The 7,970-nt window shown below is 37.7% G+C and carries 5 protein-coding genes and 2 pseudogenes; 5 read left to right on the top strand and 2 right to left on the bottom strand.

From position 1 onward, the window contains the following. On the top strand, window positions 1-311 hold a 311-nt coding region (locus G468_RS23120), incomplete at its 5' end, for an integrase core domain-containing protein (protein WP_155847011.1). Between the two features lie 22 nt (window positions 312-333). Here the strand turns inward: G468_RS23120 and G468_RS21325 are convergent. Beyond that, window positions 334-1,158 (bottom strand): annotated as a pseudogene (locus G468_RS21325) (acetyl-CoA C-acyltransferase); the annotation flags it as partial. A gap of 19 nt (window positions 1,159-1,177) precedes the next feature. Beyond that, window positions 1,178-3,364 (bottom strand): fatty acid oxidation complex subunit alpha FadB, encoded by a 2,187-nt coding sequence (gene fadB / locus G468_RS0115035; protein ID WP_026823774.1) that lies wholly within the window; start codon window positions 3,362-3,364, stop codon window positions 1,178-1,180. Between the two features lie 268 nt (window positions 3,365-3,632). On the opposite strand from fadB, the pseudogene pepQ reads away from it, so the two are divergent. The 4 genes and pseudogenes from pepQ to hemG all read left to right on the top strand — a co-directional run bounded on the left by pepQ (window position 3,633) and on the right by hemG (window position 7,615). After that, window positions 3,633-4,967 (top strand): annotated as a pseudogene (gene pepQ, locus G468_RS21320) (Xaa-Pro dipeptidase). After that, window positions 4,967-5,578 carry an IMPACT family protein gene (locus G468_RS0115025; protein ID WP_026823773.1) on the top strand — a complete coding sequence of 204 codons (612 nt, stop codon included), beginning with the start codon at window positions 4,967-4,969 and terminating at the stop codon, window positions 5,576-5,578. The pseudogene pepQ and the gene G468_RS0115025 overlap by 1 nt, the downstream one beginning before the upstream one ends. A 30-nt stretch (window positions 5,579-5,608) precedes the next feature. Further along, the gene (trkH, locus tag G468_RS0115020) at window positions 5,609-7,060 is read left to right on the top strand and encodes a Trk system potassium transporter TrkH (protein ID WP_026823772.1); all 1,452 of its coding nucleotides are present in this window, start codon (window positions 5,609-5,611) and stop codon (window positions 7,058-7,060) included. A gap of 27 nt (window positions 7,061-7,087) precedes the next feature. Then, complete coding sequence (gene hemG / locus G468_RS0115015) at window positions 7,088-7,615, top strand: menaquinone-dependent protoporphyrinogen IX dehydrogenase (protein ID WP_026823771.1); 528 nt, start codon at window positions 7,088-7,090, stop codon at window positions 7,613-7,615. The last annotated feature ends 355 nt before the right edge of the window (window positions 7,616-7,970 follow it).

Below are 7,970 nucleotides of genomic sequence, written 5' to 3'. Positions count from 1 at the left end.
CGACAAGTTTGATGTTCCATTCAGATCAAGGTTGCCAATATTCATCGGAGGAGTTTAGGGCGCACCTCTTTGAACGGAAAATAACTCAAAGCATGAGTCGGCGAGGTAATTGCCTCGATAATGCCGTGATGGAAAGATTTTTTAGGAGTTTAAAGACAGAAAGACTTAACCGTTTATCGTTTATGAATCATCAATCTGTTGTCTGTGAAGTTGAAAATTATATTCAGTTTTACAATTATTATCGACGCCATTCAACGATTGGTTATTTAACGCCACATCAAAAATATCATGAACTAAAAAATGCCGCTTAGATCTTCTACAGAATTTGTTGACCATTACAGACATGGATCGAATTTTAGCTCTTATTCTTAGTTCTCGTGTTTTAGCATATTTTTCACTGGTAACGAGTATGGATGATGCTCCATCTGACAATGCTGAGGAATTTCCTGCTGTGATTGAGCCGCAAACAGGATCAAAGACCGGCGATAAAGTGGCTAGACTGGCTAAATTTGCATCAAATCGAATGACTTCATCTTGTTTGATAGCAACTAGGTTACCGTCAATATCATGGCCCACAGTTGCTACGATTTCATCATTAAACCATCCCTGTTTAGTTGCTTCAGCCGCCCTTTGGTGAGAACGTAATGCAAATTCATCTTGTTCAACACGACTGATTTGGTACTGTCTGGTGAGCATCTCAGCGGTTAATCCCATTGAAGCCGAAGCGGTAGAAACATGAACAGCAATTTTACTATTGAGATCGATACCATGCGTCATTGGAACATGTCCCATATGTTCAACACCACCAACAAGCACAACATTTGCATCACCTGACATAATAAAGCGAGCGGCATCATGTAATGCTTGCATGGAGGAACCGCACAGTCGATTAACCGTTACTGCAGGTACCGTATGGGGAATATCTGTTAATAGCGCCGCATTGCGAGCAATATTAAATCCTTGCTCTAAAGTTTGTTGTACACATCCCCAGATAATATCGTCAATATCATTTTTATTGTTATTCAGGGCCGGATTACGGCTTAATAATTGTGTCATTAAATGGGCAGATAGCTCTTCTGCTCTGACCTGGCGAAAAGCGCCACCTTTGGAACGTCCCATTGGTGTGCGTATACTATCAATAATTACAATATTTTCCATGATCACGACCTTAAGCCTATTATTTGCTGTTAAAGGTGATTTTTTCTGGTGTAGGATAATAACTCGCTTGTTTTTCTGCTTTGGTTTTTAAACTGGCAGGAATGGCATATAAAGGGCCTAAAGAGGCATATTTTTCAGCCAGTGCGATATAATTTTCGAGACCGAGACTATCAAGATAGCAAATAGCACCGCCTCTGAATGGTGGAAAACCTAAGCCGTATACCAGAGCAATGTCGGCTTCAGCAGGACTGGCGATAATATGTTCATCTAAGCAACGAACCACTTCATTGATCATCGGTATCATCATACGCATGATAATGTCTTGCTCGGTGAACTGTTTGTTGCTAGCGCCAAATTTGCCTAATAAGTCGTTAATTATAGGATCGCGTTGTTTCTCTATTTTTCCTTTTTTATTGGTAACGTATTGATAAAAGCCAACGCCATTTTTCTGGCCATAACGTTGATGATTGAATATAACGGCTATAGCATCTTGCTCATTTTTTGTCAGTCGGGCTGGAAAACTGTCTGCCATGACTTGTTTAGCATGTTGTACGGTATCAATACCAATAACATCTATTAAATAAGCAGGCCCCATCGGCCAGCCAAATTGACTTTCCATGATCTTATCAATTTGATAAAAATCAGCGCCATCTTGTAATAGTAAATTAAAGCCAGACAAATAAGGGAACAGCACTCGATTAACAAAAAAACCTGGACAATCATTGACAACGATAGCCGTTTTACCCATTTTATTGGCATAGGCGGTTATCGTATCGATAGTTTTCTCGCTAGTTTTTTCGCCCTTGATAATTTCCACCAATGGCATGCGATGAACTGGATTAAAAAAATGCATACCACAGAAATTTTCCGGCCGCTGCAAAACATTGGCTAATTTTGTGATGGGGATGGTTGAAGTATTTGAGGCTAGTATGGCATGTTCATTCAATAATTTTTCTGTTTCCGCTAAAACTATTGCTTTAACCTTTGGATCTTCAACCACCGCTTCGACAATAATTTGCGCATTTTCAATTCCGGCGTAATTGAGCGTTGGAGTAATTGAAGATAATATCTTCGCCATCTCCAACGCTGATATTTGCTTACGTTCAAACTGTTTATTTAGTAATTGAGCGGCTTCATTCATACCTAATTGAAGAGATTTTTCACTAATATCTTTCATTATAATAGGCACACCCTTACGTGCTGATTGATAAGCGATGCCGCCGCCCATGATGCCAGCGCCAATCACAGCGGTTTTTATAGGAGCTTCGATTGATTGGCTTCTCTGTTTAGTTAAATTTTTAACATATTGATCATTGAGGAAAACGCTAATTAAGGCATGAGCTACAGACGTTTGCGTCAATGGAATGAAGGCTTCAGTTTCAAATAATAACGCTTCTTTACGCCCATAATTGGCCGCTTTTTCGATGGTTTTTAACGCGGTCAATGGTGCAGGATAATGTGAACCTGCCGCTTTCTTGACCAAACCTTTTGCGACATTAAAACTCATCGTTTGTTCTATTTTATTCAGTTTTAACGGTTGGATTTTTAGTTGACGTACTTGCTGCCAATCTAATTTGTTTGCAATGGCGTTTTCTAGTAGTAAGAGTGCTGAATTTAGTAACTGTTCTTTGGCGACAATGGCGTTAATCAGGCCATTTTTTAAAGCAGTTGTGGCATCAATATCTTTTCCTGTAGTAATCATCTGTAGGGCGTTATCTAAACCGATTAAACGTGGTAGGCGTACTGAACCGCCAAATCCAGGCATAATCCCCAGTTTAACCTCCGGTAAACCAATTCTAAGATCGGGTGCAGCGATACGGTAATCGGTTGCTAATGCGCATTCACAGCCTCCACCTAAAGCATAACCATTAATAGCGGTTACTGTTGGAATGGGTAGATCTTCGATACGATTAAAGATACTGTTAGCAAAATTAAGCCATTGCTGAAGTTGTGACTTTGGTGCATTAAATAGTGATAGAAATTGTTTAATATCTGCCCCAACAATAAAAGTGGATTTTTGTGAAATCAGAATAAGCCCTTTTAATTGGCTCAAGGTATTTTTGTTTTCCAGAGAATCAATGGCTTGATTTAACGAGTTAATGGTTTCTATATCAAATTTATTAATGGCATTGGGTGAGTTAAAAATCAGTTTTGCGATACCGGGTTTTATCCAATCAACCTGAATAGTATTACTTTGATAGAGTATACTGTTCTCCTATGATTTCCGTCTGGTACGACCAGGTGTTAGCAGTGTGATTTTATTGTTAATAAAATGCAAATTAAGTATAAAAAATATGCTAACTTGATCACAACAAATTATCTGGGTTATTGAAAACCGCGCTAATAGTTACTTATTTGTTTTTATTAATAAAAAGAAGACACTTTAATTGGGAAAACGCATTCATTAAATTAATGATAATATTTAATGTGGTATTTTGCTGGATATTAGAGATAAAAAAACAGGTGAACTAAAAATGGAAAATCTTGCTAGTCAATATCAAGAACATATTAAAATATTACAGCAACGTACACAGAATGCATTGAAAAATAATAAATTGAATGCCTTACTTATCCATTCTGGAGAGCCACAAGGCGTTTTTCTTGATGATTATCATTATCCATTTAGAGCTAATCCACATTTCAAGGCTTGGTTACCTATTACTCAAGTTGCCCATTGTTGGTTATTAGTTGATGGAGTGAGCAAGCCTAAATTATGGTTTTATTCGCCAATTGATTATTGGCATAGTATTGACTCCTTACCGGACAGCTTTTGGGTAAAAGAGTTTGAGTTGTTTCATTTAAAACAGGCTAATGATATTAAACAAGGATTGTTATAATTAGATAAAAAGCATATTGGTTATATTGGTGAATCTATTGTTCAAGCTAAGGAATTAGGTATTTCAGCGGTTAATATTAATCATAAATCGGTGTTAGATTATTTTCATTACCATCGTGCTTATAAGACAAACTATGAAATAAGTTGCTTACAGCAAGCGCAGAAAATGGCAATAGCGGGTCATCATGCTGCGCGCGAGGCTTTTTATCAAGGAGCGAGTGAATTTGATATTAATATTAGTTACTTGCAGGCAACGGGTCAGCGAAATATCGACGTTCCATACAGTAATATCATTGCTCTCAATGAAAATTGTTCAGTACTCCACTACACTAAATTGAAATATCAACCACCCAAAAAAATGTATAGTTTTTTAATTGATGCGGGTTCTGAATACCATGGTTATGCCGCAGATATTACGCGTACATATGCGGGCAAAAATAATAATGAATTTGCTAATTTGATTAACGACCTGGATAGTAAACAACAGATATTGATCGATACAATTAAATCGGGTATTCGCTATACTGAATATCATTATCGGATGCATCAACATATTGCATCTTTACTGCTAGATCATGGCATTATTTGCAATATCAGTGAAGAGGCAATGATAAAAGAGGGGCTTACAACCCCCTTTTTTCCCCATGGCTTAGGTCATCTTTTGGGATTACAAGTTCATGATGTTGGTGGATTTATGCAGGATGAAACAGGAGCTGTTTTGGCTGCACCAGACTGTTATCCTTTCTTACGTTGCACACGGATCTTGCAACCTGGTATGGTATTAACTATTGAACCTGGTCTCTACTTCATAGAGACATTATTGGCTCCTTGGCGTGAAGGATCGTTTAGTAAATTTTTTAACTGGCATAAAATTGCGTCCCTTATGCCAAATGGTGGTATTCGTATCGAAGATAATATCATCATATATGAAAATAAAGTTGAAAATATGACGCGTAATTTACATTTAAAATAATGAATGCCTATTTGATACCTGCAGAATCGGTTGTGGTTACCGAAGAGATTAAAAAAAGCCGTTTTATTACTTATTTGGAACATACTGATGGTGTTGTTGAAGCGAAAAATTTTATCCAAACTATCAAGCATAAATACCCGGATGCCCGACATCATTGTTGGGCTTATGTCGCAGGTAGACCTGATGATTGTCAACAGTTAGGTTTTTCTGATGATGGCGAGCCAACAGGAACAGCAGGTAAGCCGATGATCACCCAGTTATTAGCTAGCCATATTGGTGAAATTAGCGTGGTTGTGGTTCGTTATTTTGGTGGTATCAAATTGGGAACTGGGGGATTGGTTAGAGCTTATGGTAATAGTGTTCAACAAGCATTGAGTCTTTTAAACACGCAGCAAAAAGTACTACAAAAATATTATTTAATATATTGTGAATATGCGCATATAAAAATGGTTGAGCAACTAATACAACAATCAGCAGGGCAGATCCTTGTGCGGGAATATAGTGAAAATGTGATATTAGAAATTTCCCTTCCTGCCAATGCTGAACAAAAGTTTGCTGATAAATTACGTAATTTGAGTAGAGGCGCGTTAAATTTAATCCCTAAATCTTAATGTTATAACTTGATTTTCAAGGAACCATTCATGCATTTTCGAGCAATAACCCGAATTGTTGGGCTACTTGTTATCTTATTTTCTGTCACTATGATTATTCCAGGCATAGTGGCATTGATTTATCGAGATGGAGCAGGGCGTGCTTTTAGCCAGACCTTTGTCGCGGCGTTAATTATCGGTTTGCTCCTATGGATCCCAAACCGAAATAATCGACATGATCTAAAACCTAAAGAAGGTTTTCTGATCGTTGCCCTTTTTTGGACCGTGTTAGGTAGTGTTGGGGCATTACCTTTTATCTTTGCTGATCGGCCTCATCTTTCGGTTACTGATGCTTTTTTTGAGTCATTTTCCGGTTTAACAACAACTGGAGCAACCACATTGGTCGGGTTAGATGCTTTACCTAAAGCAATACTTTTTTATCGACAGATGCTACAGTGGCTAGGTGGTATGGGGATCATTGTTTTAGCGGTAGCCATATTACCTTTATTAGGCGTAGGGGGAATGCAGCTTTATCGGGCAGAAATGCCTGGCCCACTTAAAGATAATAAAATGCGTCCAAGGATTGCGGAAACGGCAAAAACACTTTGGTTAATCTATGTTTTACTCACTATAGTATGCGTGATCGCATTATGGGGAGCTGGCATGGACGTCTTTGATGCTATCTCCCATAGTTTTTCTACTGTTGCTATTGGTGGATTTTCTACTCATGACCAAAGTATTGGCTACTTTAATAGCCCTGCTATCAACACCATTATTGCTATTTTTTTGCTGATTTCTGGCTGTAACTTTGGTCTTCATTTTGCCGTTTTATCCGGTCGTAGTTTGACAATTTACTGGCGTGATCCCGAATTTAGAGTATTTATCGGTTTTCAGTTAGTATTGATCGTCATTTGTACGTTAGTACTTCTATATCACTCAGTTTACGACTCACTTTTTCAAACATTTGATCAAGCCTTTTTTCAGGTTGTCTCTGTGGCAACAACAGCCGGTTTTAGTACCGATGGGTTTGCAAATTGGCCACTTTTCCTACCAATATTATTACTTTGTGCAGCTTTTGTCGGCGGATGTGCAGGCTCAACTGGAGGTGGATTAAAAGTTATTCGAATTTTGTTATTATTCTTGCAGGGTTCTCGCGAGTTAAAACGTTTGGTACATCCAAATGCTGTTTACACGATAAAATTAGGCGCTAGAGCATTACCTGAACGTATTATTGAAGCCGTTTGGGGTTTCTTTTCTGCTTATGCTTTAGTTTTTCTTATCAGTTTATTATTGTTAATCGCTACCGGTGTAGATGAGTTTTCTGCTTTTGCCTCAATTGCAGCAACACTCAATAATTTAGGGCCAGGATTAGGCTCGGTAGCTGAAAATTTTACCACCATGAATCCAACGGGAAAATGGATCCTAATCGTTACTATGTTATTTGGCCGATTGGAAGTTTTCACCTTACTGGTTCTTTTCACACCAACCTTTTGGCGGGAATAATTCTTTATATAATTTTATAGGTAACTCATGAGCTATTTGCTACTTTATTCTGGTGAAAATGGACAGACTAAAAAGATAATACTTAAAATTACTGAATATTTACGTAAAGAGGGTAAACAATGTGATGTCAGAGATTTAAATATGGATAAAAATTTTAATCTTTCTGTTTACCAAAAAGTATTAGTTGGAGCCTCAATACGTTATGGTCATTTTAATCCTGCCGTATTAAATTTTGCGCAAAATCACCAAAAAGAGTTGAATACCATGCCAAGTGCATTTTTTGGCGTTAATCTAACGGCCAGGAAAAAAGGTAAAGATACACCTGAAACAAATGTTTATGTACGTAAATTTTTAGCTAAAACTCCGTGGCGACCGACTATCACTAGTGTGTTTGCCGGCGCACTATGTTATCCCCAATATAACTGGTTTGATCGTATTATGATCCAATTTATTATGAAAATAACGGGCGGAGAAACGAATATAAATAAAGAAATTGAATATACTGATTGGCAAAAAGTTGAATACTTTGCGCGTGAATTTAATGCGCTTAAATAAAAATTGCATTAAAAATGGCTACTTCTTCGCATTTTTGTCGAAAAAAAGAGCAAACAGCTAAAGTTTACAAATTATTACTTGCCAGCCGCGTAAAACTCCCTATAATGCGCCCCCACTGAGTCAGTATAGAACCAATCACTTGAAGTGGATTTTAGCGACGCAGGGTAAAGAAAAGTAGAAATAACTACTTGACTTTACAGGTGAAAAGCGTAGTATACGCCACCTCGCGACTCCAGTCGCACGCTCTTTAACAATTAATCAGACAATCTGTGTGGGCACTCGCAAGACATCATCAAAAACTATTTGAAGATTAAGTCTTAAAGAGTGACAAACAGTTAATTCATATATGAACTAA

The sequence above is a fragment of the Arsenophonus nasoniae DSM 15247 genome (assembly GCF_000429565.1).
In the GTDB taxonomy this organism is placed as follows: Bacteria; Pseudomonadota; Gammaproteobacteria; order Enterobacterales; family Enterobacteriaceae; genus Arsenophonus; species Arsenophonus nasoniae.
Note: the sequence above shows the minus strand (reverse complement) of the source record. Positions and strands in the feature narration are given on the sequence as shown.

Coding starts and splice junctions, on each gene's coding strand:
- hemG (WP_026823771.1), top strand. CDS start 7,088: ATGAGCTATTTGCTACTTTATTCTGGTGAAAATGGACAGACTAAAAAG.
- G468_RS0115025 (WP_026823773.1), top strand. CDS start 4,967: ATGAATGCCTATTTGATACCTGCAGAATCGGTTGTGGTTACCGAAGAG.
- trkH (WP_026823772.1), top strand. CDS start 5,609: ATGCATTTTCGAGCAATAACCCGAATTGTTGGGCTACTTGTTATCTTA.